23 protein-coding genes are annotated in these 26,840 nt (G+C 75.0%); 19 read left to right on the forward strand and 4 right to left on the reverse strand.

The window, feature by feature from the left end; translation table 11 throughout:
• Nucleotides 1-31: 31 nt before the first annotated feature.
• The 5 genes from ACZ6CZ_RS12305 (at nt 32) to fabI (ending at nt 6,121) form a co-directional block, all read left to right on the forward strand.
• Nucleotides 32-745 (forward strand): SGNH/GDSL hydrolase family protein, encoded by a 714-nt coding sequence (locus ACZ6CZ_RS12305; RefSeq protein WP_469018484.1) that lies wholly within the window; start codon nt 32-34, stop codon nt 743-745.
• Entirely contained in the window at nt 742-1,899 is a 1,158-nt protein-coding gene (locus tag ACZ6CZ_RS12310; RefSeq protein WP_469018486.1) for a methyltransferase, read from the forward strand. Before ACZ6CZ_RS12305 ends, ACZ6CZ_RS12310 begins: the two co-directional genes overlap by 4 nt.
• Nucleotides 1,896-4,361, forward strand: a complete 2,466-nt coding sequence (locus ACZ6CZ_RS12315) for a hypothetical protein (protein ID WP_469018489.1) — start codon at nt 1,896-1,898, stop codon at nt 4,359-4,361. The genes ACZ6CZ_RS12310 and ACZ6CZ_RS12315 overlap by 4 nt, the downstream gene beginning before the upstream one ends.
• Nucleotides 4,362-4,448: 87 nt before the next feature.
• Nucleotides 4,449-5,333 carry an alpha/beta hydrolase gene (locus tag ACZ6CZ_RS12320; RefSeq protein ID WP_469018492.1) on the forward strand — a complete coding sequence of 295 codons (885 nt, stop codon included), beginning with the start codon at nt 4,449-4,451 and terminating at the stop codon, nt 5,331-5,333.
• Nucleotides 5,330-6,121 carry an enoyl-ACP reductase FabI gene (gene fabI / locus ACZ6CZ_RS12325; protein ID WP_469018495.1) on the forward strand — a complete coding sequence of 264 codons (792 nt, stop codon included), beginning with the start codon at nt 5,330-5,332 and terminating at the stop codon, nt 6,119-6,121. Before ACZ6CZ_RS12320 ends, fabI begins: the two co-directional genes overlap by 4 nt.
• A gap of 75 nt (nt 6,122-6,196) precedes the next feature.
• Here fabI and ACZ6CZ_RS12330 read toward each other — a convergent pair whose 3' ends face one another.
• From ACZ6CZ_RS12330 to ACZ6CZ_RS12340, 3 genes are read right to left on the reverse strand one after another with little or no spacing between them, the layout of a single operon-like run.
• Nucleotides 6,197-7,531, reverse strand: a complete 1,335-nt coding sequence (locus ACZ6CZ_RS12330) for an aminotransferase-like domain-containing protein (RefSeq protein ID WP_469018497.1) — start codon at nt 7,529-7,531, stop codon at nt 6,197-6,199.
• On the reverse strand, nt 7,528-8,529 hold the full coding sequence (locus tag ACZ6CZ_RS12335) for an alpha/beta hydrolase (protein ID WP_469018500.1): 1,002 nt from the start codon (nt 8,527-8,529) through the stop codon (nt 7,528-7,530). The genes ACZ6CZ_RS12330 and ACZ6CZ_RS12335 overlap by 4 nt, the downstream gene beginning before the upstream one ends.
• Before the next feature lie 16 nt (nt 8,530-8,545).
• Entirely contained in the window at nt 8,546-9,217 is a 672-nt protein-coding gene (locus ACZ6CZ_RS12340; RefSeq protein ID WP_469018503.1) for a TetR/AcrR family transcriptional regulator, read from the reverse strand.
• A 118-nt stretch (nt 9,218-9,335) separates the two neighbouring features.
• Between ACZ6CZ_RS12340 and ACZ6CZ_RS12345 the strand changes: the two genes are divergently transcribed.
• Together ACZ6CZ_RS12345 and ACZ6CZ_RS12350 are read left to right on the forward strand one after the other, a co-directional pair.
• Nucleotides 9,336-10,424, forward strand: a complete 1,089-nt coding sequence (locus ACZ6CZ_RS12345; protein ID WP_469018506.1) for an alpha-hydroxy acid oxidase — start codon at nt 9,336-9,338, stop codon at nt 10,422-10,424.
• Between the two features lie 290 nt (nt 10,425-10,714).
• A complete protein-coding gene (locus ACZ6CZ_RS12350) occupies nt 10,715-12,070 on the forward strand; it encodes a class I adenylate-forming enzyme family protein (protein ID WP_469018509.1) in 1,356 nt (451 codons plus the stop codon).
• 14 nt (nt 12,071-12,084) lie between these two features.
• Here the strand turns inward: ACZ6CZ_RS12350 and ACZ6CZ_RS12355 are convergent, their stop codons facing one another.
• On the reverse strand, nt 12,085-12,642 hold the full coding sequence (locus ACZ6CZ_RS12355; protein ID WP_469018512.1) for a 4'-phosphopantetheinyl transferase family protein: 558 nt from the start codon (nt 12,640-12,642) through the stop codon (nt 12,085-12,087).
• A 138-nt stretch (nt 12,643-12,780) separates the two neighbouring features.
• Between ACZ6CZ_RS12355 and ACZ6CZ_RS12360 the strand changes: the two genes are divergently transcribed.
• The 12 genes from ACZ6CZ_RS12360 (at nt 12,781) to ACZ6CZ_RS12415 (ending at nt 26,785) form a co-directional block, all read left to right on the forward strand.
• Nucleotides 12,781-13,050, forward strand: coding sequence for an acyl carrier protein (locus ACZ6CZ_RS12360; RefSeq protein WP_469018515.1), 270 nt, complete (start codon nt 12,781-12,783; stop codon nt 13,048-13,050).
• A 50-nt stretch (nt 13,051-13,100) separates the two neighbouring features.
• The gene (locus ACZ6CZ_RS12365) at nt 13,101-14,759 is read left to right on the forward strand and encodes a class I adenylate-forming enzyme family protein (protein ID WP_469018517.1); all 1,659 of its coding nucleotides are present in this window, start codon (nt 13,101-13,103) and stop codon (nt 14,757-14,759) included.
• A complete protein-coding gene (locus tag ACZ6CZ_RS12370; RefSeq protein ID WP_469018520.1) occupies nt 14,756-16,021 on the forward strand; it encodes a beta-ketoacyl-[acyl-carrier-protein] synthase family protein in 1,266 nt (421 codons plus the stop codon). Before ACZ6CZ_RS12365 ends, ACZ6CZ_RS12370 begins: the two co-directional genes overlap by 4 nt.
• 91 nt (nt 16,022-16,112) lie before the next feature.
• Nucleotides 16,113-17,189, forward strand: coding sequence for a 4-hydroxyphenylpyruvate dioxygenase (hppD, locus tag ACZ6CZ_RS12375; protein ID WP_469018522.1), 1,077 nt, complete (start codon nt 16,113-16,115; stop codon nt 17,187-17,189).
• A gap of 50 nt (nt 17,190-17,239) precedes the next feature.
• Nucleotides 17,240-18,154 carry a phytanoyl-CoA dioxygenase family protein gene (locus ACZ6CZ_RS12380; protein ID WP_469018524.1) on the forward strand — a complete coding sequence of 305 codons (915 nt, stop codon included), beginning with the start codon at nt 17,240-17,242 and terminating at the stop codon, nt 18,152-18,154.
• Nucleotides 18,142-19,155: a prephenate dehydrogenase gene (locus ACZ6CZ_RS12385; RefSeq protein WP_469018527.1), complete on the forward strand. Its 1,014-nt coding sequence runs from the start codon at nt 18,142-18,144 to the stop codon at nt 19,153-19,155. Before ACZ6CZ_RS12380 ends, ACZ6CZ_RS12385 begins: the two co-directional genes overlap by 13 nt.
• Nucleotides 19,156-19,238: 83 nt before the next feature.
• The gene (locus tag ACZ6CZ_RS12390; RefSeq protein WP_469018530.1) at nt 19,239-21,218 is read left to right on the forward strand and encodes an FAD/NAD(P)-binding protein; all 1,980 of its coding nucleotides are present in this window, start codon (nt 19,239-19,241) and stop codon (nt 21,216-21,218) included.
• On the forward strand, nt 21,215-22,663 hold the full coding sequence (locus ACZ6CZ_RS12395; RefSeq protein WP_469018533.1) for a nitrosuccinate lyase: 1,449 nt from the start codon (nt 21,215-21,217) through the stop codon (nt 22,661-22,663). The genes ACZ6CZ_RS12390 and ACZ6CZ_RS12395 overlap by 4 nt, the downstream gene beginning before the upstream one ends.
• Nucleotides 22,664-22,797: 134 nt before the next feature.
• Complete coding sequence (locus ACZ6CZ_RS12400; protein ID WP_469018535.1) at nt 22,798-24,177, forward strand: FAD-dependent oxidoreductase; 1,380 nt, start codon at nt 22,798-22,800, stop codon at nt 24,175-24,177.
• A 137-nt stretch (nt 24,178-24,314) separates the two neighbouring features.
• Nucleotides 24,315-25,157, forward strand: coding sequence for an SDR family oxidoreductase (locus ACZ6CZ_RS12405; RefSeq protein WP_469018538.1), 843 nt, complete (start codon nt 24,315-24,317; stop codon nt 25,155-25,157).
• A 69-nt stretch (nt 25,158-25,226) separates the two neighbouring features.
• Entirely contained in the window at nt 25,227-26,066 is an 840-nt protein-coding gene (locus ACZ6CZ_RS12410) for an isocitrate lyase/PEP mutase family protein (RefSeq protein WP_469018540.1), read from the forward strand.
• A 20-nt stretch (nt 26,067-26,086) separates the two neighbouring features.
• Entirely contained in the window at nt 26,087-26,785 is a 699-nt protein-coding gene (locus tag ACZ6CZ_RS12415) for an SDR family oxidoreductase (protein WP_469018543.1), read from the forward strand.
• Nucleotides 26,786-26,840 lie beyond the last annotated feature (55 nt).

Below are 26,840 nucleotides of genomic sequence, written 5' to 3' on the forward strand. Positions count from 1 at the left end.
CTGAATCGCGAGAAGGGACTGCGGCCACCTGATGCCCGACGACAGCGAGAGCGCACGTGCGGAACGGGTCGATCCGTACTGCCTGACGGAAGAGGAAGCCGACCGGCTGCTGGCCGGTCACCCGTGGAAGCGGTTCGTGGCCTGCGGGGACAGCGTGGCGGAGGGGCTCGGCGATCCGGTGCCGGGCTACCGCGACGAGCCCTGGGCGCACCGGCTCGCCACCGCCCTGCGCCGGCCCACGCCCCGCCTGGCGTACCGCAACCTCGGCCGGCGCAACACCCGCGCCGCCCTCGTCCGCTCCACCCAGCTGGCCAAGGCGCTGGACTTCCAGCCGGACCTGGCCCTGGTCGCCTGCGGCGGCTACGACACCCTCGTCCCCGGCTTCGACGCCGAGCGGGTCGGCGCCGAGTTACGGGCCATCGTCACCGCGCTGAGGGAGCGGGACTGCACGGTCGTCACCGTCAGCATGATCGACGGATCCCGCGACCCACGGGTGCCCGAGGGCGTGCGGAAACGGTTCGCCGCACGGCTGCGCGACCTGTCGGACGTGACCGGCCGGATCGCCGCCGACCTCGGCACGGTCCACGTCGACCTCTTCGACCACCCGGTCGCCGGCGAGGACGGCCTGCTCAGCGCCGACGGCAGGCACGCCAACCGGCGCGGCCACGCCATCGCCGCCGCCGAGGCGATCCGCACCCTCGGCGCCTACCTGGACCGGACCGGCGTGAGGAACGGTGTGGCATGACGACGACCCCCGACCGGACGAGTCCCGACCGGCCCACCCCGGACCGCACCACCCCGGACCGGACCGGCCCCGACCGGGCCGCCGCCGCGCCCTCCATACGCGACCGGCTCGCGCTGATGACCGTGCTGACCGGCGGCTGGCCGGCCCAGGCCTGCTACGCCCTGGCCAAGCTGGGCATCCCCGACCTGCTGGCCGGCGGACCCCGCCCGGCCGCCGAACTCGCCGACGCGACCGGCGCCGACGCCCGCGCCGTCCGCCGCCTGCTGCGCGTGCTGAGCGCGGTCGGCGTGGTGAGCGAGCCCGAGCCGGCCGTCTTCGCGCTGACCCCGGCCGGCCGGCTGCTGTGCACCGGCACCACGCGCTCCAGCCGCCCGGCCGCCGTCCTGTTCGGCGAGGAGGTGCACCGCTCCTTCGGCGGCATCCTGCACACCCTGGAGACCGGCCGCCCCGCCTTCGACTCGCTGTACGGGCAGCCGTTCTACGACTACCTCGCGGAGCGCCCCGAGGTGGCCGCCGAGTTCACCGCCGCCATGGGCACCGCGCCCGTCCCGTCCGCCCTCGGCAAGGTCGACCTCACCGGCGTCGGCACACTGGTCGACGTCGGCGGCGGCGAGGGCAACCTGCTCGCCAAGCTGCTGCCCCGCCACCCGGACCTGCGCGGGGTGCTGGCCGAACTGCCGGAGGCCATCGGCCCGGCGCGCGAGCGGCTGGCCGCGCTGGGCCTGGCCGACCGGACCGACCTGGTCGAGGGCAGCTTCTTCGACCCGCTGCCCGCCGGCGGCGACGTCTACGTCCTCTCCCGCGTCCTGCACAACTGGGACGACGAGCGGGCCGGGCAGATCCTGCGCCGGGTCCGCGAGGCCGTGCCCACCCACGGCCGGCTGCTGGTCCTGGAGCGGCTGGAGTCCCCGGTGCCCCAGGACGCCGCGCTCTCCCCGCAGGCGGTCCAGGAACGGCTGATCGACCTGCTGATGCTGGTGATGCTCCAGGGCTGGGACCGCTCCGAGGACGAGTACCGGACCCTGCTCGAGGGTGCCGGCTTCGAGGTCCGGGCCGTGCACGCGCCCCAGGCGCGCTCCGACCGCGCCGAACGCGTCATCGAGGCGGTGCCCGTGGGCGACGCGCCCCGTCCGGCGGAGGGGGAGAGCCGGTGAACACCTCCACGACCACCGCCGCGCCCCGGCAGCGCGCCACCGCCGTGGACCGGCTGCTGGTGGTCAGCGTCGGCGCGCGGCCGGAGTTCCACGACACCGTGCGCACCGCCCTGGCCGACGCCACCACCGGCCCCCGCCCCGGGGCCGCGACGGAAACCGCGACCGAGGACGGCTGGCCGGACGCCTACCAGGAGACGGCCCGCCGCGCGCACCGCTTCCTGGCCCGCACCCTGGAGGGCGACGAGACCGCCGTCGTCACCGCCGCCACGCTCCCCGAGGCGGCGGCCGCGGTACGCGCCGAGGCCGCCGGCGCGGGCACCGTCAGCCTCGCCCTGCTGCTGGTGGACGCGCCGGCCGCGGGCCTCACCACCGACGCGCTCGGGGACACCGTCCAGCCCGCCCTGGCCGAGTTCCTGGCCGAGCTGCCCGAACGGGTCACCGCCGAGGGGTCGGCGTACAGCGTGCACGTCTACGACCGGCTGGAGCGCTCACCGGTGCGGCTCGGCCGGCCGTACGCGCTCAAGCAGCTGCCCGACCGGCCCTGGCTGCTGGCCGCCGACGTCATCTGCGCGTTCGCCGACCAGGCGCAGTACCGGCACGCCGCCCAGGTCATCCGCGCCGAGTCCGCGCCGCGGCGGATGCTCGCCGAGTGGCTGCACTCCTTCCTCACCGCCCGCGCCGCGGACACCTGGGGGCTGCACTACTACACCGGCTCCATCGTGACCGGGCTGATCGGCGAGCTGGAGGACGCCGCCGAGCGCTCCGGCAACCCGGTGCTGCGCGGGCCCTCCGAACACGGCCTGGCCTGCGGGGCGATGGCCCGCTGGCAGCTGGACGAGGCGCCGTTCCTCATCGTCGTCACCAACGGCATGGTCGACGAGTTCAAGGGCACCCTGGCCAACCTGCGCGAGACACGGGCACGCGGCTTCATCGTCTGCGGCGACCCCGACCCGGGCGGCTGGTTCCCCTTCCAGGGCACCGTCCACCAGGACGAGGACGCCCTCGAGGTGCTCCGCGCCCGCGGCCTGCCCACCTTCCACCTCGACGACCCCGCCCGGCTGCCCCAGGACCTCGCCGCCGCCCAGGCCGCCTACGACGCCGGGACCGGCCCGGTCGTCCTGCTGGCCACCCCGGCCGTGCTCAACGCGCCCGCCACCGGCGAGCACCCGGCGCCCGGCGCACCCCCGGCGGCCCGCGCCCAGGTCACCGAGAGCGCCCTCACGCCCGTGCTGCGGCTGGTCAACGAGGAGCCCGCCCGGCTGCTGTGGCAGTGCGGCCGGCTCGACGCGGAGGAACGGGCGCTCACCCTCGACCTCGCCCGGTCGGCCGGGATCGCGCTCGCCGACTCGCTGACCCGCCCCGGCACCGTCAGCCGCCACCACGACGGCGCCCGGGTCCCCGAGTACCTCGGCACCCTCGGCATGATGGGCTGCTCGGCCCGGGTGCACGCCTTCCTGCACCACGAGGAGCGACTGCGGGCCAGGGCCGACCAGGCGCTGTTCTTCCTCAAGAGCCGGATCACGGAACTGTCCACGCCGTTCGCGCCCCGCGCCCTGGAACGGCAGCTGCGGATCGTCCAGGTCACCGACACCCCGGAGCACGTGGCGCCGTTCACCGACCACCCGGTGGTCGCCGACGCGAGGGACTTCCTGCGGGCGCTGCGCGACCGGCTCGCGGTCGACCCGGAGGTGCTGGCCGGCCGCCGCGCGGCCATCGAGTCCACCCGCGACAGCGCCTCCGACGTGCTGCACCGGCTGCCCCTGCGGCCGATGAGCCCGAACTACTTCTTCCACCGCCTCGGCGAACTGCTGGAAGAGCTGATCACCGGTCAGGGCTACACCTACACCGGCCTGTACGACGTGGGGCGCGGCGGCATCTCCGCCGTGCGCAACCTGCCGCGCACCGGCCCCGGCTTCTCCGGCTGGTACGGCCGCGCCCTGATGGGCGACGCCCTCCAGGCGGTGCCCGCGGTGGCCGTCACCCGCGACGACAACGTGCTGGCCTTCGTGGGCGACGGCGCCAGCGCCCTGGTCCCCGACATCGTGCCGACGCTGGTGCAGCAGGCGGTGCTCTACGACCGGCTCCCGGCCGGCAACGTCAGCGTCTTCCGGCTGGTCGACGGCGGCCACTCCGTCATCCGCACCTACCGCGAGACCCAGGGCGCGGTCGCCGCCGACCGGCAGACGCAGGTGCTGCACCTGCTCCAGCCGGAGTGGAGCCACGCCTACGGCCCGCTGACCGTCTCCCACCGCCACCTCACGGACGTACCCGCCGAGGAGCTGCGCGAGCGGCTGCTGCGCCGGGGCACCGTCGACCTGTACTCCGTGGAGCTGGCGCACAACAACGAGGGCGACGGCATGAGCCCGGCCGGGGCGCTCGGCTGGCAGCGCGACGAACTGGCCGAACTCGCCTTCACCGTGGCCCGCACCACCCGCAGGAGGGCCGAGCGCTCCGGCCGCTGACCGGGCCCGCTCGTGCACGGGACCACGACAGTCCGGCGGCGGCAGGACCGCCCGGCCGGAGCCGCGACGAACACCGACAGGACGGACATGACAAAGGCCACGGCCCTCACCGGCACAGCCCTCAACACCGTCTCCCTGCTCAGCCCCTGGCTGGCCGGCGAGACCACGTACCGCGTCTTCCGGCTCCCCCTGCGGCGGGCCCGGCTGCGGGACGGCGAGAAGGAGCTGCTGGAGCGGGCGCACGTCGCGAAGATCCGGGTGGACGGCGAGACGGCCGTCACCTACCGCTGGGGCAGTGGGGAGCGGCCCGTGCTGCTGGCCCACGGCTGGCAGTCCCGCGGCACCTGCTTCGAGCACTTCGTGCCGGGGCTGCTGGCGGCCGGGTACAGCCCCGTCGCCTTCGACGCGCCCGCGCACGGCGCCGCCACCGGCTCCACCACCACCGTGCTGGCGTTCCGTGACGTGATCCGCGAACTCGCCGACGAGCACGGCGAGTTCGAGGCGATCATCAGCCACTCGGTGGGCGTCATGGCGTCCGTGCTGGCCCTGCGGTCCGGAGTGCGGGCCCGGCGGCTCGTCGCGATCAGCCAGGTCGGCGAGTTCACCCACCTCTTCGACGAGTTCTGCGGGCAGCTGGCGCTGCGCCCGCGGCTGCGCCAGGAGCTGCGCCGGCGCATGGAGCAGCGGCTGTTCCCGCGGGAGACGGACATCTGGCGGCACTTCTCCACGTCGTACGAGCCCGAGCGGATCACCGTGCCGATCCTGATCCTGCACGACGAGGAGGACCGGATGGTCGGCGTGGAGCAGGCGCGCCGGATGGCCGAGGCGTTCGGCGGCCGGGCCCGCCTGGTCACCACCCGGGGCCTCGGTCACCGCAGGATCCTGGCCGACCCCGCGGTGATCGAGGCGGCCCTGGACTTCGTGACGGCCGCGCAGGACGGCCCGGCCGAGGTCCCGGTGGCCGGCCTGTGAGCGGACTGCTCGCCGGGCGCCGGCTGCTGGTGACGGGGGTGCTGACCGACTCCTCGATCGCCTTCCACGCCGCCCGGCTCGCCCAGCGGGAGGGCGCGCGGGTGGTGCTCACCGGCTACGGGCGGCTCTCCCTGGTGGAACGGGTCGCCCGCCGGCTGCCGGAGCCCGCCCCGGTGATCGAGCTGGACGTGACCGACCCCGAGCACCTCGACCGCCTCCCGGACCGGATACGCGAGGCGCTCGGGGACGCGGAGGACGACGGCACGGTCCTCGACGGCATCGTGCACTCGGTCGCCTTCGCACCCCCCGACGCGCTCGGCGGTACGTTCTTGGACACCCCCTGGGACTCCGTCGCCACGGCGCTGCGGGTGTCGGCGTACTCGCTGAAGTCGCTGACGGTCAGCTGTCTGCCGCTGTTCGGGCCGCGGGGCGGCGCGGTCGTCGGGCTCACCTTCGACGCCCGGGTGGCCTGGCCGGCGTACGACTGGATGGGCGTGGCCAAGGCGGCGCTGGAGTCGACCTCCCGCTATCTGGCGCGTGAGGTGGGGGAGCGGGGCATCCGCTGCAACCTGGTGGCGGCCGGCCCGATCCGGACCATGGCGGCCAAGTCCATCCCCGGGTTCACCACGTTCCGGGACGTCTGGACCGAACGCGCCCCGCTGGGCTGGGACGTGACCGACCCGGAGCCGGCCGGCCGGGCGGTGGTGGCCCTGCTGTCGGACTGGTTCCCCAGCACCACGGGCGAGATCGTGCACGTGGACGGCGGGGTGCACGCGATCGGGGCCTGACGGCGGCGGTACGGCGGCCTGACGGGCTGTCGGCGGGGGCCGGCGGCGCGCGGTGCGCCACCGGCCCCCGCCGGGTCAGGACGCCTGGGCGGCGACGAACGCGGCCAGCCGGCGTACGCCCTCCTCGATCCGCTCCGGGTCCAGCGCGCTGCACGACAGCCGGAGCAGCCGGGTGCCGCCACCGCCGGGGAAGAAGCTGTCCATCGGGGTCCACAGGACGCCGAAGTCGCGCGCCGAGCGCTCCAGGGCGGCGACGTCGGCGGTGAACGGCACCCGCATCACCAGGAAGAAGCCGCCGTCCGGCCGGTTCCAGGACACCTCGGGCCGGTCCGCCCCGGCGGCCGGGAAGTGCCGGTCCAGGGCGTCGAGCAGGGCGTTCATGTTCGCCGCGTAGTGGGCGACGGCGGCGGCGTTGGCCTCGCGCAGCCGGCAGTCCGCCTCGACCAGGATGCCGCCGACGACGGCCTGGCTGATGGCGGAGGTGTTGACCGTCGTCATGCTCTTGATCTTCGACAGGCCCTCGGCGAGCGGGGTGCGGGTGCCGTCGGGCCCGAGCACCTCCTGGTCGGCCACCGCGTAGCCGACCCGGGCGCCGGGCAGCGCCGTCTTGGCGAACGAGCCGAGGTGGATCACCCGGCGGCCGCGGTCGAGCGCCTTCAGCGTGGGCAGCGAGGTGCCGGTGCGGGAGAAGAACCCGTACGGGTTGTCCTCCAGCAGCAGCAGGTCCTCCTGCGCGGCCAGCTCCAGCAGCCGGTGGCGGGCGTCCAGCGGCAGGCTGGTGCCGGAGGGGTTGGCGAAGTCCGGCACCAGGTACAGCGCGCGCGGCCGGCCGCCCGCCGCCCGCACCTCGGCCGCCGCGGCCGCCACCGCGCCGGGCTCCAGGCCCGCGGGCCCCTCCGGCACCGGGTGCACGCGCAGGTCCAGCAGCCGGGCCGCGCCGGTGATGCCGACGTAGGCCGGCGTGCTGATCAGCAGCGTGTCCGCGGGCTCGGCGAACAGGGCGCGCAGCACCAGCAGCATGGCCTCCTGGGCGCCGGTGGTCACCACCACCGCCTCGGCCGGTACGTCGATGCCCTCGTCGTTGCCCAGCGTGCGGGCGATCAGCTCGTGGATGACGCCGTTGGTGCGCCCGTACTGGAACAGCTGGGTGCGCACCCGCTCGCGCGACCAGCCCAGGTCCTTCTCCAGGTGGTCGGTGTAGGAGCGCAGGTGGCGGGCGAGGTCCTCCGGCTCGAAATCGCCCTCCCAGGGCCGCCCGGGGGCGAAGGAGAGGGCGTCGGGGAAGCGGGAGACGACCTCGTTGAGGAAGTTCATCGCGTCGAGCACGGGGTCGGTGAGACTGCCGTGCAGCCCCCGCAGCGCCACCGGCTCCTGGGGCGGTAACGCCTGGGGCGGGTTCATCAGGCTCATGGTGTCGGCCGTCCTCGCTGTCCGTGGTCTGCGGCGGCCTCGCGGCCACCGGTGGGGGCGAACGCCGCGCGCAGGAACGCGGCCGCCTGGTCCTGGGCCCGGCGGCCCGCGTCCAGCGTCCCGGCCATGGCGAAGAAGCCGTGGATCATGCCGGGGTAGCGGGTCAGCGTGACCGGGACCCCGGCGGCGCGCAGCCGGTCGGCGTACGCCTCGCCCTCGTCGCGCAGCGGGTCGTGCTCGGCGGTGATGACCAGGGCCGGCGGCAGGCCGTCGAGCCGGTCGGCGCGCAGCGGTGAGGCGAGCGGGTGGCCGCCGTCCTCGGGCCGGGCCAGGTAGTGGTCCCAGTACCAGGCGACCGACTTGTCGTTGAACAGCGCCGGGTCGGTGTTCTCCCGGCGGGAGGGCGTGTCGGCGCGGTGGTCGGTGTTGGGGTAGACGAGCAGCTGCGCGGCCAGGCCGGGGCCCTGGCGGTCCCGGGCCAGCAGGGTCACGGCGGCGGACAGGTTGCCGCCCGCGCTGTCCCCGCCGACGGCGATCCGGTCCGGGTCGGCCGTCCGCAGCGGGCCCGGCCGGCCCGCTCGTGCGGCGATCCAGCCGAGAGCGGCGTAGGAGTCCTCGACGGCCGCGGGGAAGCGGTGCTCGGGGGCGAGCCGGTAGCCCACCGACACGGTGACGCAGCCGGCCGCACGGGTCAGCGCGCGGCAGATGGCGTCCGAGGTGTCGATGGAGCCGAGCGTCCAGCCGCCGCCGAACAGGTAGAGCAGGACCGGCAGCGGCCCTTCGCCGGCGGGGCGGTAGACGCGGCCGGGCAGGGCCCCGTCGGGTCCGGGTATCTCGACGTCGGTGACGTCGTGCACCGGCAGCGGGGTGCCGGACGCGGCGCGGATGTCGGCCAGGTCGGCCGCGCGCGCCTGTCGGAGGGTCAGGGTGTAGAGGGGCGGGGTGCCGTCGGCGGCGCGCCGGGCGCGCAGGGCTTCGGCCTGTGGATCGAGAGCCATGGTCTCCCGCTCGAGTTCAGGGGGTGTCGGGCAGCAGTCGGGGGTCGGTGGCGGCGGCGCGCAGCCGGTCGAGTACGCACGCGGAGGCGACACGGTAGACGTCGTCGTCCCCGGACAGCAGGGACTCGCCGTTGGCCATCTCCATGAAGGCGATCAGTTCGAAGGCCAGCCGGCGGGTGTCGGTCCCGGCGCGGATCTCGCCGGCCGCGCGCGCCTCGTCGATCATCTGCTCCACGAACTGGCGCCAGTTGGCCTGTGCCGCGGCGATCTCGTCGCGGACGGGCCCGACCCGGGCGTCGAACTCGGCGGTGACGGAGTAGAAGAAGCAGCCGCCGGGGAAGACCCGGGTCCGGGAGTAGTCGAGCCATTTCTCGCACAGCCGGCGGATCTGCGCCACCCCCGCCGGCAGGCGGCGGGCCGGGATGACGACGTGGTCCAGGAAGACGGCGATGGCGGTGCGCACGGTCGCGCGCTGCAATTCCTCCTTCGAGCCGAACAGGGAGAAGACCCCGCTCTTGCTCACGTGGACCTCCTCGGCGAGCTGGCCGAGCGACAGCCCGTCGAGGCCGCGCACGGAGGCCACGTCGACGGCGCGGCGCAGGATCAGCTGCCGGGTCTGGTTGCCCCGCAGGATGCGGCCGTCGGCGCGCTTGGCCGCCTTCTTGGCCACGGGGGTCTCGGCGACCATGTCACGTCCCTCGGTTCACCTGAAATTCGCGCACGGTCGTCCAGTAACCGCACGGTCGTGCGCTAAGAATGTTATCGTACGAACGATCGGCCACAAGGAACACAACGGGGGTACCTCTGTGAGTCGTCCCGATCTCGCTGCCTACGAACAGGCGGCCCGTGCCCGACTGCCCGACGCCGTCTGGGACTTCATCGCCGGTGGCGCCGGCACCGAGTCGATGCTGACGGCCAACCGGGCCGTCCTCGACCGGGTGCGGCTGCGGCCGCGCACGCTCGTCGACGTCTCCCACGTCGACACCCGCACCACCCTGCTGGGCAGCGAGGCCGCCGCACCGGTCGGCATCGCGCCCATGGCGTACCACCGGCTGGTCCACCCCGAGGGCGAGGTGGCCGCGGCGCGTGCCGCGGGCAAGGCCCAGGTGCCGCTGACGGTGAGCATGTTCGCCAGCCGCACCCTGGCGGACATCGCGGAGGCGGCCCAGGGCCCGCTGTGGCTCCAGCTGTACTGGCTGCGCCGGCGCGAGGCGCTGCTGGACCTGATCCGGTGCGCCGAGGACACCGGGTTCCGGGCGCTGATGCTCACCGTGGACGCGCCGCGGATGGCCGGCCGGCCCCGGGACCTGCGCAACGGCTTCGCGCTCCCCGACGACGTCCGCGCCGTCAACATCGACCCGGAGCTGATGTCCGCCTCCTACGGCGGACAGGCCGGCAGCTCCGCCGTCGCCCGCCACGCGCGCGAGCAGTTCGACGCCTCCGTCACCTGGGCCGACCTGGCCTGGCTGCGCGAGCGGACCTCCCTGCCCCTGGTGCTGAAGGGCATCCTCACCGCCGAGGACGCCCGGCTCGCCCACGACCACGGGGCCGCCGCCGTGGTCGTCTCCAACCACGGCGGACGCCAGCTCGACTTCGCCCAGCCCGCCTTCGCCGCGCTGCCCGAGATCGCGGACGCGGTCGGCGGCCGTGTCCAGATCCTCGTCGACGGCTCCGTGCGCCACGGCGCCGACGTGGTCAAGGCGCGATGTCTCGGAGCCGACGCCGCCCTGCTCGGCAGACCGCTGCTGTGGGGACTCGCGGACTCCGGGGACGAGGGAGCCACGGCCGTCCTGCAGACGGTGCTCGACGAGGTCGAGGAGACCATGGCCCTCATGGGCGCCCCCGACGTCCGCGCGCTGGGACGCGCGGGCGTGACCCGGCCCGGCGCGGACTGACCGCCCGCTCCGACCGCCCGAAGAAACCAGCCAAAAAACCGACCGAGAACGGCCGCATTTCGCCCACGCATTCGTGCGGCGCGATTCGCGCTGCCCCGAACAAAAGGGCAGACACCGTTTGCAGGCCCTCCGGTGTGCAATCCATCACCAACGCGTCAGGAAGCTTTTACTTGTGTGCGCACCCCGGATCTGTTGTGATGGAGACGGGTCAGCCCGCACAGACAATCCGCACAGCTTTACCGAGTGGACGGGGAGCGGTTCTCTTGAATGGCGAATGGGTCGACGCATTCTTGCTCGCCGGTCCAGCCGAGGAAGAAGTGCTGACGCTGGAGGCGACGGTCACCCGGGGCGAACTGCGTGCCGAGGTCCAGGTGCGGCAGAAGCAGCTCGGTGAGGCCGGACTGACCCCCGGTGGCTCGGTCGCGCTGCGGCTGCCCCCTTCCCTGGCCCTCGTCACCACACTGCTGGCCGCCTGGCGCACCGGGGCCCAGTGCGCGCTCGTCGATCACCGGCTCACCGGTGACGAGGCCGGCGCGGCGATCGGGCGATTAAACCCGCAGGTGATCGTGGAACCGGACCGGGAAATCAGCGGAAGACTGCGCGGCTATTTCTCGACGGATTCGGTGGCGACGCCCCGCGAAGGCGGTGAGGCTGCGCGCACGGACCATGTTCTCCTGCAACTCAGCTCCGGTTCCACCGGACCTTCCAAGGTGATCGGGCGAACCGCCCGGAGCCTTATGGAGGAAGTGGAACGCTATGCATTGTTGAATGACTTCCCGAAAAACGGCGGACGAATAGTCGTCCTGGCCTCCGTGATTCACGTCCTCGGCCTGGTCGGCGGACTGCTGTACGGGCTGCACAACCGGATTCCACTGACCCTGCCCAGCAGCCACACCGCCGCCTCCGTCGCCGCCGCGGTCGCCGCCGGCCGGGCACCCACCACCCTGCTCGGCGTGCCCTCCCAGGCAGCCCTGCTCTCCGCCGTGAAGGCCCCGCCCCGGCTCCCGCAGCTCACCGGGATGATCACCGGCGGCGAGAGCGTCAAACCCGAGGTCCGCGAGCGGTTCACCACCCGCTACGGCGTCCCGCTGGGCGCGATGTACGGCATGACCGAGGCCGGCGTCATCGCCACCGACCTCACCGGCGCCACCGCCCCCTCCCTCACCCCGGCCCCCGGCCACACCGTGACCGTCGTGGACGGCGAGATCCACCTCGCCCTGCCCGCGAACCCCTACGTCGGCCTGACCGACCCCGCCCGGTACGTCGACGGACGGCTGCGCACCAAGGACGCGGGCACCCTCGACGCCGCCACCGGACTGCTCACCGTGCACGGCCGCCTCGACCAGCAGGTGTCCGTCGGCGGGCTCAAGGTGGACCTCGCCGAGGTGGAGGACCTGATCAGCCGGCTGCCCGGCGTCCGCGAGGCCGTCGTCGTGCACGGCGCCGGCATCGAGGCGTACGTCGCGGTGAGCGAGCCGACCGTGACCGGCGAGTCCCTCGGGCGGGAGACCGCGGCCCGGCTCGCGGCCTACAAGCGCCCCCGCCGCCTCTACGTCCTGTCCGCCATCCCGCGCACTCCCACCGGCAAGCCCCTGCGCAGCGCCGACGCCCTGCGGGCCGCGGCCCGGGCGGAGGTCGGCCGGTGACCGCCGCCACCCCGTTACCGGGCGTCCGGCAGCGCGCCGGAGTGCTCCTGCCGCACGTCCACCGCGATCCCCGCGGGCAGCGGACGGCCGGCCGGGGCGTGCAGGGCGAGGCCCAGGACCCGGCGGCCGCCGTCGACCAGGGCGGCCGCGGCCGCGGTCGCGGGGTCGCCCGGCAGCGCGGCGGGGCACGGCGCACCGCCGGCCGGCGGCCAGCGGACGGGAACCGGCACCGGGCGGCTCATGCCCCCGCCGCGCAGCCCGACCCCGAGCGCCTTGCCCACCGCCTCCTTCTGCGTCCACAGCCACAGGAACGCCCGGTCGCGCTCGGCCGCGTCGAGGCCGCCCAGCCAGTCCGCCTCGGCCGGCGCGAGATAGCCGCGGGCCAGCGCCAGCGCCGGCACCGGCCGCACCGTCTCCACATCGACACCCACGCGAACCCGCGAAGACCCGCATAGCGCGACCGCCACCGCCCCGCGGCCGTGGCTGACGCTCAGCTGCATGCCCCGGCCCGCCCCCTCCAGCAGCGGCCGGCCGCTCGCCGCGTGCGAGATCCACACCGCCGCCGGCTCCACACCGAGCACCTCGGCCGCGGTGCGCAGTGCCAGCCGACGTGCCGCACGCCGTGCGTCACCGTCGGCCCCAGACCACCGGACGACCACACCACCCGGGTCCGATCCCGGTCCACCCCACATGAATTGGGAGTCAAACACATGCAGAAGGACGACGTCACCAAGTTCATCTTCGACGCCCTGACGAACATGAACTACGACGTGTCGGACGTCACCCCCGACACCCCGCTGGGCCCCGCCGGACTGGACTTGGAGTCTCTCTCCGTGGCCGAAATCGCGATCCAGGTCGAGGACACCTACGGCGTGCGCTTCGAGGAGGACGAGATGGAGAACGTGGCCCTGTTCACCATCTCCGGCCTCGTCGACGAGATCATCAAGCGCGCCTCCGCCTCCGCCGCCCTGACCGACTGAGCCCGGCTCCTCCCCCCACCCGAAACCCGGCCCACGAGGAGCCCCGCGCAATGAAACCCGTCAACGACCGCGCCCAGCTGGCGGTCGATCAGGAACTCGGCGTAGGCAACGTCCTGACGTCCCTCGCCGGCAGGGGGACCGGACTCGACCGGCCCACCCTGACCTTCGACACCGACGTCGACGGCCACCCCGCCTGGCAGGCCCTCACGCTGCACGAGCTGGACCAGCGGGTGGCGGCCCGCGCCGCCGCCCTGCACGTCCTCGGCGTCGCCCCGCGCGACTGCGTCGCGGTGTACGTCAGCAGCGGCGCCGACATGGTCCTCAGCTACCTCGCCCTGGCCCGCATCGGCGCGATCCCGGCCCTGCTCAACGCCCGGGTGCCGGGCGCGACGGCGGCCGAGTACATCCGCCGGCTGCGCGCCACCGGTGTGCTCACCGACGCGGCCCACCGGGCCGAGCTGGCCCCGCACGGGCTCGAGACACCGCATCTCGCGGACGTCGCGGACCTCGGCGCCGGCGACCCCGCCCGGGCCCCGAAGCTCTACCGGCACCACGCCGACGAGCCCGTGGTCATCACCCACTCCTCCGGCACCACCGGCCTGCCCAAGGCCGTCGCCCACTCCCACCACGGCCTCTTCGCCTCCGTGCGCCACCGGCTCTCCCTGCCCAAGGGCCAGGGGCTGGACCGCATGCTGAGCGCCCTGCCCAGCGCCCACGCGGCCACCGTGATCGCGGTCAACCTCGCGCTGTGCAACCGGGTGGAACTCGCCGTGCTCTCCGAGCAGAACGGCACCACCGTGCTGGAGGGCATCGAGCGCTGGAAGCCGCAGAGCGTGCTCGGCTTCGCGGCCACCTGGTCGGAACTGGCCGCCGAGGACCTGTCCCAGTGGGACCTGGACTCCGTCGGCGTGTGGTGGAACACCGGTGACTGCGCCCACGAGGCGCACATCCGGAGGCTGGTCGCGGTCGGCAGCCGCAAGTCGCTGACCCCGCAGGGCATCCGCCGTACCAAGGGCTCGCACTTCGTGGACGGCCTCGGCTCCACCGAGATGGGGCACTCGCAGTTCTTCATCACGCACGGACCCACCACCGAGCGCTACGGCCGGTGCATCGGCCGGCCGCACGCGTTCTCCACCGTGGCCGTGCTCGACGACGACGGCGAACCGCTCGGCCCCGGCGAGGTGGGACAGCTCGGCATCAAGGCGCCCACGCTGGCCCTCGGCTACTGGAACGACTCCGTCACCACGTACCGGACCCGCCGGAACGGCTTCTTCCTCACCGGCGACCTCGTCCACCACGACGAGGACGGCTACTTCTACCACGTCGACCGTGCCGTGGACGCCGTCGAACTGCCCGGCGGGAAGCGGCTGTTCACCGCGCAGAGCGAGGAACGTGTCCTCGCCGCCTGCGACGACGTCCTGGAGTGCACGGTCGTCGCCGTCCGGGAGGACGACCGGGTCACCACCACCGTGCTGCTCATCGTGGGCGACAAGGCCGACCGCGAACGCGACCGCCGCGAGGAGGTGCTGGCCGCGCTGGAGGAGCACGTGGCCGCCACCGTGGAGCGGGTCGTCGTCGTCGACCAGGACCGCATCCCGCTCGGTCCCACCGGCAAGGTCCGCAAGGTCCTGCTGCGCGAGCGGTTCCTGGCGGGCGAGCGGTTCGCCCCCGAACCGCCGGCCACCGACGGGACGGTGCTCGCCTCATGAGCCCCGCCGCCACCGGGCCCGGGGCGACCGTCACGGGCCTGGGCACCTTCACCTCGCTCGGCCGCGGCGCGGCGGAGCTGTTCGACGCGCTGTGCAGCGGCAAGTCGGGGCTGAGCCGGCCGCCCGAGGGCCATCTGCTGGCCGGATCGCTGGACGTCGCGGGCATCGCCCCGGAGCTGGACCCGGCCGAGGTGCTGCCCCCCGGCGAGCGGATGGTGGACCGGTACGCGCTGATGGCGCTGGCCGCCGCCGACGAGGCCATGACCGACGCCGGACTGCGGGTCGGCACGGACGTCGACCCGACCCGGGTGGCCGTCGTGCTCTCCAGCGGCGCCGGGGGCCTGACCACCTACGAGGAGCAGGCGCACGCCCGCCGCGAACGCGGCCCCACGGCCGTCAGCCCCTATCTGCTGCCGGGCATGCTGCCCAACATGGCCGCCGCCCGGGTCGCCATCAAGTACGGCATCCGCGGCTGGAGTTCGGCCATGGCCACCGCCTGCTCCGCCGGTGCGCACGCGGTGGTGGAGGCGGCCCGGCTGATCCGCCACGGCGAGGCCGACGTGGTGGTCTGCGGGGGCACCGAGGCCCCGCTCAACCCGACCTCCGCCCTCGCCTTCAAGCACGCCAGGGCCCTCGCGCACGGCTGGGAGGACCCGACGGCGGCCAGCCGCCCGTTCGACCGGCGGCGCAACGGCTTCGTCCTCGCCGAGGGCGCCGGGGTGCTGGTGGTGGAGCGCACCGACCACGCCGACGCGCGCGGCGCCGCCGGCTACGCCGACCTGCTCGGCTGGGGCGTGTCCACCGACGCCTACAAGCCGACCGCGCCGCGGCCGGACGGCGAGGGCGCGGCCCAGGCCATGCGCTCCGCCCTGGCCTCGGGCGGCCTGACCCCCGACGACGTCGGCTACGTCAACGCCCACGGCACCGCCACCCGGCTGGGCGACATCGCCGAGGCCCGCGCCGTGCGCGCGGTCTTCGGCGCCGACGACGGTCCCGCGGTCAGCAGCACCAAGTCGATGACCGGGCACCTGCTCGGCGGCGCCGGTGCCGTGGAGGCGGTGGTGTGCGCGCTCGCCCTCAGCGGCGGGCAGCTGCCGCCCACCCACAACCTCGAGGACATCGCCCCCGACTGCGAACTCGACCACGTGCGCGGCGGCGCCCGGCCCGCACGCGTCGAGGCCGCGCTGTCGAACTCCTTCGCCTTCGGCGGCCACAACGTGAGCCTGCTGCTCGGCCGGGCCGGCTCGCGCCGCGCACGGTGACCCGCCGGCCGGTGACACCGCGTGCGCCGGCCGCGCGGCCCGCGGCGCCACCGCCGCCGAACGCACCACCAGTGATGGGAAAGGATCTTCCGTGAACTCCGTGAACATCGACGGGATCGACCATGTCGAGTTCTACGTCGGGGACGCCCAGCAGTGGGCCTTCTCCCTGTGCACCGCCTTCGGCTTCCGCCTGGTCGGCCAGGCCGGCCCGGAGACCGGTCTGGAGGGGCGGCGCTCGCTGCTGCTGACCCAGGGCGGCACCCGTATCGTGCTCACCTCCGCGCTGACCGCCGCCGACCCGGTCGCCGACTACGTCAGCGAGCACGGTGACGGCGTCGCGCGCATAGCCTTCGAGGTGAACGACGCGGCCGCCGCGCACGCCGCGGCCGTCCGGGCCGGGGGCGTCTCCCTGGCGGAGCCGGTGACCCACGCCCGCTGCGGCGCCGAGGTGGTCACCGCGTCCATACGGGCCTTCGGCGACGTCGCCCACACCCTCGTCCAGCGCGTCGGCGCCGGCGACGAGTTCCTGCCGGGCGTGTTCGACATGTTCGCCCCCGACCCCGACGGCCCGGAGGCGCTGGTCAGCGTCGTCGACCACGCCGCGGTGTGCCTGCCCGCCGGACAGCTCGACGAGACGGTCGCCTTCTACGAGAAGGCCTTCGGCTTCACCCAGATCTTCGAGGAGTTCATCGAGGTCGGCGAGCAGGCCATGGACTCCAAGGTGGTCCAGAGCCCCTCCGGCAAGGTCACCTTCACCCTGATCCAGCCCGTGGCCGGCCGCCGCCCCGGCCAGATCGATGGCTTCCTCGCCCGGCACGGCGGCGCCGGCGTGCAGCACCTCGCGCTGCTCACCGACGACATCGTCGCCACCGTGGAGACGCTCCAGGACCGCGGCGTGCGGTTCCTGGACACGCCCGGCACCTACTACGACGAGCTGGAGAAGCGCCTGGGCCGCACCGACCTGGTCCTGGACGACCTGCGCCGCACCAACGTCCTGGTCGACCGCGACCACTGGGGCGAGGTCTTCCAGATCTTCACCAGCTCGATGCACGTCCGCCAGACGTACTTCTGGGAGATCATCGACCGCCACGGCGCCCGCACCTTCGGCAGCGGCAACATCAAGGCGCTCTACGAGGCCGTCGCCCGCGAGGACAACGCACGCGTCTGACGGACCGGCACGGCGACACCCGCACCCCCCCCACACCGCAAAGGAACTCCGTGACTGCACCGGACCCGCTCCGCTTCGACCTGACCGAGGCGGAACGCGCACTGCTGCCCACCGAAGCCGACATCGACCACTACCTGGAGCACGGCTGGTACCTGTCGCAGAAGCTGCTCACCGACGAGGAGACGGACCAGCTCCTCGAGGCCAGCGAGCGGTTCTACGCCGGCCACCGCGACCGCACCCTGCCCGCCCGCCCGCCCAAGCTCGCCTACTGGGAGCCCGCGGCCGGACCGGTCCAGCGGCACAACGACTACATCCACTACGAGGACGACACCATCGGCCGCATCCTGCGCAAACCGCTGATCGGCGCGGTGGCCGCCCGGCTGGCGCAGGCCGAGGAGATACGCGTCTTCCAGTCGACCCTCATCTACAAGCCGCCGCGGCCCGAGGAGGAGAGCAACCTCGTGCCGTGGCACTTCGACAAGCACTACTGGGCCACGTGCACCTCGGAGAGCATGCTCACCGCGTTCATCCCCTTCCACGACTGCGACGAGCAGCTGGGCACCATCACCATGGTCGACGGCAGCCACCGCTGGAAGGAGACCGCGGTCAACGACCAGACCTCGCTGCACTTCGCCGAACGCGACCGCGGCCAGCTGGAGGTGATGCTCGAGGAGAACGCGGCGTTCAACAACACCGACGTCCGCAAGATCCCGATGGAGATCCCGCGCGGCCACATGAGCTTCCACCACTGCCGCACGTACCACGGCAGCGGCGCCAACCGGGCCGACCGTCCGCGCCGGGCCGTCTCCCTGCACCTCCAGGACGGCGCCAACCGCTACCGGGAGTTCCGCCGCTCGGACGGCTCGCAGGTGTCCTACAACCACGACACGCTGGTGCGCCGCACCCCCGCCGGCACCCCCGACTACGCCGATCCCGACTACTGCCCGGTGCTGTGGCACTCCTGACCGGGGGGTGCCGCGAGCGGACCGCGCTGCGCTCCGTCGCCGTGGTGGGTACCGGCATGATCGGCACGTCGGTGGCGCTGGCCCTGCGGTCGCGGGGAGTGACCACCTACCTGGTGGACCGGACGGCGGAGGCGGCCCGCGCCGCGGAGCGCATCGGCGCGGGCATCGCGGGCGTGCCGCGCGGCCCGGTCGACCTCGCGGTCATCGCGGTACCGCCGAGCCGTACGGCGGACGCGCTCGCCGAATGGCAGGGGCGCGGCCTGGCGGAGAGCTACACCGACGTGGCGAGCGTCAAGGCCGGCCCGCACCGCGACATGACCGCCGGCGGCTGCGACCTGACCCGGTTCGTCGGGGGACACCCGATGGCCGGCAGCGAACGGTCCGGGCCGCTGGCCGCCCGCACCGACCTCTTCCACGACCGGACCTGGGTGCTCACCCCGTCCCGGTTCTCCGGCGCCGACGCGCTGCGCCGCACCCGGCAGCTGGTGGAACTGTGCGGGGCCCGGCCGGTGCTGATGGACCAGGCCGAGCACGACCGCGCGGTGGCCCTCGTCTCGCACGCCCCGCACCTGCTGTCCAGCCTGCTGGCCGCCCGGCTCGCCGACGTCGCGCCGGAGCGGCTCCAGCTGGCCGGGCAGGGGCTGCGGGACACCACCCGGATCGCCGCGGGCGACCCCGGGCTGTGGACGGACATCCTCGGCAGCAACGCCGAGGCCGTGCACGCGGTGCTGGCCGGACTCGCCGACGACCTCACCGAGGTGGTCGCGGCGCTGCACCGGCTGCGGCCCGGCGGCACGGCACCGGAGGACGGCCTGGCCGTGCTGCGGTCCGTCCTCGCCCGGGGCGTCACCGGCCGCGAGCGGATCGTCCCCGGCCCCGCGGACACCCCGCGCCCCGCACCCGCACCCGCCGCCCGGCCGGCGGACGCCGCGGCCGGCCTGCCCGGCGCCACCGGCCGGGAGGTGGCCGGGACCGCCGTACCCGGCGGCGTGGCACGGTGACCGGCGGCTGAGATCCGGCCCGCCCGCACCACGGCAGAGCACCGCCGGGCAGACCGGCACACTCCCCAACCCAGGAGCGACCCATGAACACCCGACGGCTGACCGTCTGCCTGATCGGCGCGGGCCCCCGCGGACTGGCGGTGCTGGAACGGATCTGCGCCAACGCGGCCCAGGTCGCCCCCGGCGCGGCGGTGACGGTGCACGTCATCGACCCCTACCCGCCGGGCGCCGGACGGGTCTGGCGCACCGCTCAGCCCCGGCGGCTGCTCACCAACACCGTGGCGTCCCAGACGACCGTGTTCACCGACGAGAGCGTGGACCTGGAGGGACCCCTGGTCAAGGGGCCCAGCCTCTACGAATGGGCGCGCTTCAGCGCCCTGGGCCTGGAGGACGAGGGCCCGGCGCTGCCCGCCCCGGTGCTCGCCGAGGCCCGCGCGCTGACCCCCGACTCCTACCCCACCCGCGCCTTCTGCGGGCACTACCTCCAGTGGGTGTTCCGGCGGGTGCGCTCCACCGCCCCGCACTCGGTGGACATCGTCGTCCACCGGGCCCGGGCGGTCGCGCTGCGCGACGAGAGCCCCGGCGACAGCCAGTGGGTGCGCCTGGACAACGGCGTCGTCCTGACCGGACTGCACGCCGTGGTGATGGCCCAGGGCCACCTGCCGCTGCGCCGCTCACCGCGCGAGCGCCGGCTCGCCGCCTTCGCCGACCGGCACGGCCTGCGCTACGTCGCCCCGGCCAACCCGGCCGACGTCGACCTGTCCGGCATCCGCTCCGGCGAGGAGGTGGCGCTGCTGGGCCTGGGCCTGAACTTCTTCGACCACATGGCGCTGCTCACCGAGGGCCGCGGCGGCAGTTACCGGCGCGAGGACGGACGGCTCGTCTACGTCCCCTCCGGCCTGGAACCGCGGCTGACCGCCGGGTCCCGCCGCGGCCTGCCCTTCCACGCGCGCGGTGAGAACCAGAAGGGCCCGCACGGCCGGCACACCCCGCTGCTGCTGACCGAGCGGACCATCGCCGCGCTGCGGGACCGCGCCGCGGCGCACGGCGGCCTGGACTTCCGCACCGCCGTGTGGCCACTGGTGGCCAAGGAGGTGGAGACCGTCTACTACACGGCCCTGCTCACCTCCCGCGGCCGCACCGGGGAGGCCGAGTCGCTGCGCGCCGCCTACCCGGCCGCCCCGGCCGGCTCCGCCGAGGAGGCCCGGCTGCTGACCGCGGCCGGCATCGCCCCGGCCGAGCGCTGGGACTGGGAGCGCATCGCCCGGCCCGACGCCGGCCGGGACTTCGCCTCGCACGCCGAGTTCCACGACTGGCTCCTCGGCCACCTGCGCGCCGACGTGGCCGCGGCGCACGCCGGCAACGTCGAGGGGCCGCTGAAGGCCGCCCTGGACGTGCTGCGCGACCTGCGCAACGAGGTGCGGCTGCTGGTGGACCACGACGGGCTGACCGGCACCTCCCACCGCGACGACCTCGACGGCTGGTACACGCCGCTCAACGCGTTCCTCTCCATCGGCCCGCCCGCCCGCCGGATCGAGGAGGCCGTCGCGCTGATCGAGGCGGGCGTCCTGCGGGTCCTCGGCCCCGACACCACCGCCCGCGCCGACGAGGCCGCGGGGGCGTTCGTCCTGGAGTCGGCGCGCGTACCGGGCACCCGGACCGCGGCCGGCGTCCTGATCGACGCCCGCCTGCCGGCCGTCGACCTGCGCACCACCGCCGACCCGCTGCTCATCTCCCTCCTGGAGCAGGGCCAGTGCCGCCCGCACGTGGTCACCGGCCCCGACGGGCTGCGCCACGAGACGGGCGGGCTCGCGGTGTCCGCGCGCCCCTTCAACCTGCTGGACGCGGCCGGCCGCCCGCACCCCCGGCGCTTCGCCTACGGCGTGCCCACGGAGGCCGTCCACTGGGCGACCGCCGCGGGGATACGCCCCGGCGTCAACTCGGTGACGCTCGCCGACGCCGACGCCATCGCCCGCGGGCTGCTCGCGCTGCCGGAGGCGGACGCCGGCCGGGACGGCCGCGACGGCCGCAGCCCCGAGGCGGCCGGGGCGGTGGCGCCGTGAGCACGGCGGGCGGGCCGCCCGCCCGCGCCGCCACCGACGCCGGGCTGCTCAGCCCGGTGTCGGCCGGGACCGCCGCGGCGGCCGCGACGACCGACGAGGCCTGGCTGCAGGCCCTGCTGGACGCGGAGGCCGCGCTGGTACGGGCCCAGGCGGCGCTCGGTGTGGTCCCCGGCCCCGCCGCCCGGACCATCACCGAACTGGCGCGGGCCGAGCTGCTGGACCCGGTGGAGCTGGCCCGGCGGGCCCGCGGCGCCGCCAACCCGGTGGTCGCCCTGGTGCGGGCGTTCACCCAGGTGGTCGCCGCCCGCGACGCGGCCGCGGCGGAGTACGTGCACCGCGGCTCCACCAGCCAGGACATCATGGACACCGCCGCCATGCTGGTCGCCCACCGCACCCTGGGCCCGCTGATCGCCGACCTGGACTCCACCGCGGCCGCCCTGCGCACCCTGGCCGCCGCCCACCGCGACACGGTGATGCCGGGACGGACCCTGGCGCTGCACGCCGTACCGGTCACCTTCGGGCTCAAGGCGGCCGGCTGGCTGCGCGGCGTCACCGACGCGTCGGACCGGCTGCGCACCCTGCGCCGCACCCGCCTCCCGGTCCAGCTCGGCGGCGCGGCCGGCACCCTGGCCGGCTACCTCGAGTACGCCCGCCTGGACGGCCCCGGGGAGCCGGGCGCCCCGCCGTTCGCCGCGGGGCCGTTCGCCGAGCGGCTGATCGCCGAGTACGCCCGCCAGACCGGGCTCGCCGAGCCGGTGCTGCCCTGGCACACCGAGCGCACCCCCGTCGCCGCCCTCGCCGCCGAACTCGCCCTCACCGCGGGCGTGCTGGGCAAGATGGCGGTGGACGTGCAGAGCCTGTCGCGCACCGAGACGGCGGAGGTCGCCGAGCCCGCCGCGGACGGGCGGGGCGTGTCCTCGGCCATGCCGCACAAACGCAACCCCGCGCTGGCCACCCTGGTGCGCTCCGCCGCGCTCCAGGTGCCGGCCCTGGCCTCGGTGCTCACCCACGCCATGCTCTCGGAGGACGAGCGGTCGGCCGGCGCCTGGCACGCCGAGTGGCTGCCGCTGCGCGAGTGCCTGCGGCTGACCGGCGGCGCCGCCGCCACCGCCCGCGAACTGGCCGAGGGGCTGCGGGTCTTCCCGCGCCGGATGCGGGACAACCTCGGCCTCACCGGCGGACTCGTCGTCTCCGAGCGGCTGGCGGTCGTGCTCGCCCCGGTGCTGGGCAAGGCGGCGGCCAAGGACGTGGTGAGCCGGGCCGCGCTGCGCGCCGCCGACCAGGGGCGGCCGTTCGCCGAGGTCCTGGGCGAGGCGCCGGAGCTGACCGGGGCCCTGACCGCGGAGCAGGTCGCCGACCTGCTGGACCCCGCGCACTACACCGGGGCCGCCGGGGCCCTCGTCGACCGGGCACTGGGGGAGAAGACGCCCGGCGCCGGGGGCTGAGGTCCCCGCACCGCGGGACCCGGCGGGACACCGGACGGACAGCTGACGGAGAAGGAGGTCCAGACAAGCGCCAGACGAGGGGGGGAACGCCACGTCCGTCCCCGGCGGGACCGAGGGACGGCGGAAGGAGTCCCATGCACACATCTCTGGTTCTCGGCGGCGGGATCGCGGGCCTGCTCGCGGCCCGGGTCCTCAGCGACCACGCCGACGACGTCGTCATCATCGAACCCGACGACCTGACCGACGCGCGTCCCCGGCACCGGCGGGGGGTGCCGCAGGGCGCGCACTCACACATCCTGCTCGGCAAGGGCCGGCAGATATTCGACGGCCTCTTTCCCGGCCTGTGCCGGGAGATGGCCGAGGCCGGCGCCGAACTGCTCGACTTCGAGCGGGACGGCGGCTGGTACGCCGACGGGCTGCGGCGCGTCGCCGTACCGGGCGACGACATGCTCAGCATGACCCGGCCGTTCCTGGAGTGGCACCTGCGCCGCTCCGTGCTCGCGCTGGCGAACGTCCGCGCCGTGCGCGCCCGCACAGCCGCGCTGACCCTCACCGGGGACCGGGTGGACGGGGTGCGGATCGCCCGGGTGGACGCCACCGGGGCGGCCGGTCCCGACCGGTCGGAGCGGATCGCCGCCGACCTGGTCGTCGACGCCACCGGGCGCGCGAGCCGGCTCGGCGACTGGCTGCGCGAGGCCGGCTTCCCGGCCCCGGCGCAGCACCGGGTGGACACCGACATCGGCTACGCGACCTGCTTCTTCCGACGCGAGCCGGGACAGCGGCTGGCCGGGGTGCGCGCCGCGCACTCGATGCGCACCCTGCGCTCCGGGCGGCCGGGTGCCGCGTCGCTCAACCCGGTCGAGGACGGCCGGTGGATGGCGCTGATCACCGGCTTCGCCGCCGACCGGCCCGGCCGGGGGCACGACGAGTTCGCCGCGCGCTGCCGTGCGGACGCGCCGCCGATGCGGGAGCTGGTGGACACCTGCGAGCCGCTGGGCGAGGTGGCGGTGTACCGCTTCCCGGCCAGTGTCCGCCGGGACTTCCACCGGCTGGAGCGGTTCCCGGCCGGACTCGTCGCACTCGGCGACGCGGTGGCCTCCTTCAACCCCGTCTACGGCCAGGGCATGACGTCGGCGGCCCTGCACGCCGATGCGCTGGGCCGGTGGCTGGAGACCGGGCCGGACCCGGACCGGCCCGCGGCCGGGTACTTCCGGCGGGTCGCCGCCGTCGTCGACGACGCCTGGGCGACCTCCGCGCTCCAGGACCTGTTGCTGCCGCACGTCACCCAGCGGCTGACGCCGCTTCAGGGCCTGCGGCTGCGCCTGCGGGACCGGCTGATCGACGGCGCCATCACGGACGTGGCGGTGCACCGCGCGTTCCTCGACGTGGTCAACATGCGGGCGCGGCCGCAGGAGCTGATGCGTCCCTCGGTCCTGCTGCGGGCCCTGCGCTCGCCGCGCCGACGCCCGGCGCTGCCGGTACGCGTCGGCGCCGGACGGGAGGCCGGCGTGTAGACTAAAAGCACGATCGTACGTACAGTTACCGACCGGCCGCCACCCGGCCGCCACCCGGCCGCCACCCGGCCGAACGCCGTCCGGCACCACCGGTTCCAGGCCCTGCCGCCAGGGTCCCGACCTAGGGAGACGTCACGATGTCGCAACGCACCTGGCTGGTCACGGGCACGTCGACCGGCATCGGACGGGCCCTGACCGAAGTGCTGCTGGAGCGCGGCGACCGGGTGGCGGCCACCGTCCGCGACCCCGCGGCGCTGGCCGCGCTCACCGCGTCCGCGGGTGACCGGCTGCTGCCGGTCACCCTGGACGTGACCGACCCCGCCGCCGTCACCGACGCCGTGGCGGCGGCCCACCGCGCCTTCGGCCGGATCGACGTGGTGGTCAGCAACGCCGGGTACGGCCTGTTCGGCGCCGCCGAGGAGGTCACCGACGAGCAGATCGAGCGGCAGCTGGCCACCAACCTGCTCGGCCCGATCCGGCTGGCCCGGGCGGTGCTGCCGCTGCTGCGGGAACAGGGCGGCGGCCACTTCGTGCAGATCTCCAGCGTCGGCGGGCTGACCACCCTGCCGCACCTCAGCGTCTACCACGCCACCAAGTGGGGCGTGGAGGGTTTCTTCGAGTCCCTGCGCTCGGAGGTGGAAGCCTTCGGCGTACGGGTCACGCTGGTCGAACCCGGTTCCGTGCGCACCGACTTCACCGGCCGCAGCGGCGACACCGCCCCCGCCCTGGACGCCTACGCGGACACGCCCGCCGGGTTCGTCCGCCGGGTGTTCGAGCAGGGAGCCGTCCCCGCGCCGGGCGACCCCCGCAAGGTCGCCCTGGCCGTGGCGGACGTCGCCGGACTGGAGAAGCCCCCGCTGCGCCTGGTCCTGGGCAGCGACGCGTACGCGCTCACCCACGACGCGCTGCGCCGGCGGCTGGACGAACTGGAGGAGCAGCGGGAGACCGCGCTCTCCACGGACGCCGACACGCCCGCCTGACCCACCCCGATCAGCGTCCCGCAGCCCCGCAGCCCCGCACACCGAGACGGATTGCAGAGGCCGTATCCCATGGCACACCCCGACAACTCCAGGGCCGCGCTGCTGCGTTCCCTCCACGCCGACGGCGAGCTGCTCGTGCTGCCCAACGCCTGGGACGCGTGCAGTGCCGTCGTGATCGAGCGCGCCGGCGCCCGCGCCGTCGGCACCACCAGCGCCGGCGTCTCCTGGTCCCTGGGCCGTCCCGACGGCCAGCACCTGACCCGGCAGGAGATGACGGCCGCGGTCGCCCGGATCGCCGCCGCCGTCGACATCCCGGTCACCGCGGACGTCGAGAGCGGCTACGGCCCCGCCGCCGCCGACGTGGCCCGGACCGTCACCGAGGTCGCCGGCGCCGGGGCGGCCGGGATCAACCTGGAGGACGCCCCGGGCACCGGCGGCGCCCCGCTGCTCGCACCGGACGAGCAGGCCGGGCGCCTGGCCGCGGCCCGGGAGGCGGCCGTCGCCGCCGGTGTCCCGGACCTCGTGATCAACGCCCGCACCGATGTGTACATGGCCCAGGCCGGGGAGCCCGGCGAGCGGTTCGACCTGGTGCTGGAGCGGGCCAAGGTCTACGCCCAGGCCGGCGCGGACCTGCTGTTCGTGCCGCTGCTGCTCGACCCCGCGGCGCTGACCCGGCTGGTGGCCGAGGCACCGCTGCCCATCAGCGTCATGGCGCTGCCCGGCGGCCCCACCGTCGCCCAGCTGCGGGAGACCGGCGTACGCCGGATCAGCGTCGGCACGGCACTGGCGCAGGCGGCCTACACCGCCGCCGACCGGGCCACCCGCGAGCTGCTGACCGAGGGGACCTACAACGCCTGCGCGGACGCGCTGAACGTCTTCGAGCTGAACACCTTCCCCCGCTTCGTCTGAGCGACCCCGAGGAGTCAGGCATGGCATCGATCATGGTCACCGGCGCGACCGGCGGCATCGGTTCCGAGGTGGTACGGCTGCTGCGGGAGCGCGGTGACGAGGTGATCGCGGTGGGCCGCGACGCCGAGCGCCTCAAGCGGCTCGACGCCCGCCCGCTGGTGCTGGACCTCACCGACCCCGCGGGCATCGAGGCGGCGGTGCGCACGGCCGGCGTCGACCGGCTCGACGCGGTGGTCCACGCGGCCGGCGTCATCCACCTCGCCGGCCTGGAGCACGCCACGCCCGACTCCTGGGCCCGCCAGCTCGCCGTCAACCTGACCGGCCCCGCCGAGCTGACCCGTACCGTGCTGCCCGCCCTGCGCGCCGCGCGCGGCCACGTCGTCTTCATCAACTTCAACGCCGGCCCGACCGCCAAGCCGTACTGGTCGGCGTACGCGGCGAGCAAGTTCGGGCTCAAGGCGCTGGCGGAGTCGCTGCGCGGGGAGGAGGCGGGCAACGGCGTACGCGTCACCTCCGTCTTCCCCGCGTGCGTGGCCACCGGCATGCAGCGGGCCGTGCGCGAGGGCTTCGGCTTCCCCTACGAGCCGCAGCACCTCAACCAGCCCGACCTCGTGGCCGGCCTGATCCTCACCGCGCTCGACACACCCGCCCACACCCGCCTCAACGACCTCTACCTGGGCCTGGGCCCCGAGGGCTACCCGCCGGGCTTCTCCGGCTGACGAAGCCGCGCCCGGCGCGACCCGCGCGGACCCCTGCGGCCCGCGCCGGCCGTGC

Source organism: Streptomyces sp. NPDC041135, from assembly GCF_055592085.1.

Bases quoted from the DNA above. Each gene is read 5' to 3' on its own strand.
- ACZ6CZ_RS12305 (WP_469018484.1), top strand. From the start codon at position 32: ATGCCCGACGACAGCGAGAGCGCACGTGCGGAACGGGTCGATCCGTAC.
- ACZ6CZ_RS12310 (WP_469018486.1), top strand. From the start codon at position 742: ATGACGACGACCCCCGACCGGACGAGTCCCGACCGGCCCACCCCGGAC.
- ACZ6CZ_RS12320 (WP_469018492.1), top strand. From the start codon at position 4,449: ATGACAAAGGCCACGGCCCTCACCGGCACAGCCCTCAACACCGTCTCC.
- ACZ6CZ_RS12330 (WP_469018497.1), bottom strand. From the start codon at position 7,531: ATGAGCCTGATGAACCCGCCCCAGGCGTTACCGCCCCAGGAGCCGGTG.
- ACZ6CZ_RS12335 (WP_469018500.1), bottom strand. From the start codon at position 8,529: ATGGCTCTCGATCCACAGGCCGAAGCCCTGCGCGCCCGGCGCGCCGCC.
- ACZ6CZ_RS12340 (WP_469018503.1), bottom strand. From the start codon at position 9,217: ATGGTCGCCGAGACCCCCGTGGCCAAGAAGGCGGCCAAGCGCGCCGAC.
- ACZ6CZ_RS12360 (WP_469018515.1), top strand. From the start codon at position 12,781: ATGCAGAAGGACGACGTCACCAAGTTCATCTTCGACGCCCTGACGAAC.
- ACZ6CZ_RS12365 (WP_469018517.1), top strand. From the start codon at position 13,101: ATGAAACCCGTCAACGACCGCGCCCAGCTGGCGGTCGATCAGGAACTC.
- ACZ6CZ_RS12370 (WP_469018520.1), top strand. From the start codon at position 14,756: ATGAGCCCCGCCGCCACCGGGCCCGGGGCGACCGTCACGGGCCTGGGC.
- ACZ6CZ_RS12390 (WP_469018530.1), top strand. From the start codon at position 19,239: ATGAACACCCGACGGCTGACCGTCTGCCTGATCGGCGCGGGCCCCCGC.
- ACZ6CZ_RS12400 (WP_469018535.1), top strand. From the start codon at position 22,798: ATGCACACATCTCTGGTTCTCGGCGGCGGGATCGCGGGCCTGCTCGCG.
- ACZ6CZ_RS12405 (WP_469018538.1), top strand. From the start codon at position 24,315: ATGTCGCAACGCACCTGGCTGGTCACGGGCACGTCGACCGGCATCGGA.
- ACZ6CZ_RS12410 (WP_469018540.1), top strand. From the start codon at position 25,227: ATGGCACACCCCGACAACTCCAGGGCCGCGCTGCTGCGTTCCCTCCAC.
- ACZ6CZ_RS12415 (WP_469018543.1), top strand. From the start codon at position 26,087: ATGGCATCGATCATGGTCACCGGCGCGACCGGCGGCATCGGTTCCGAG.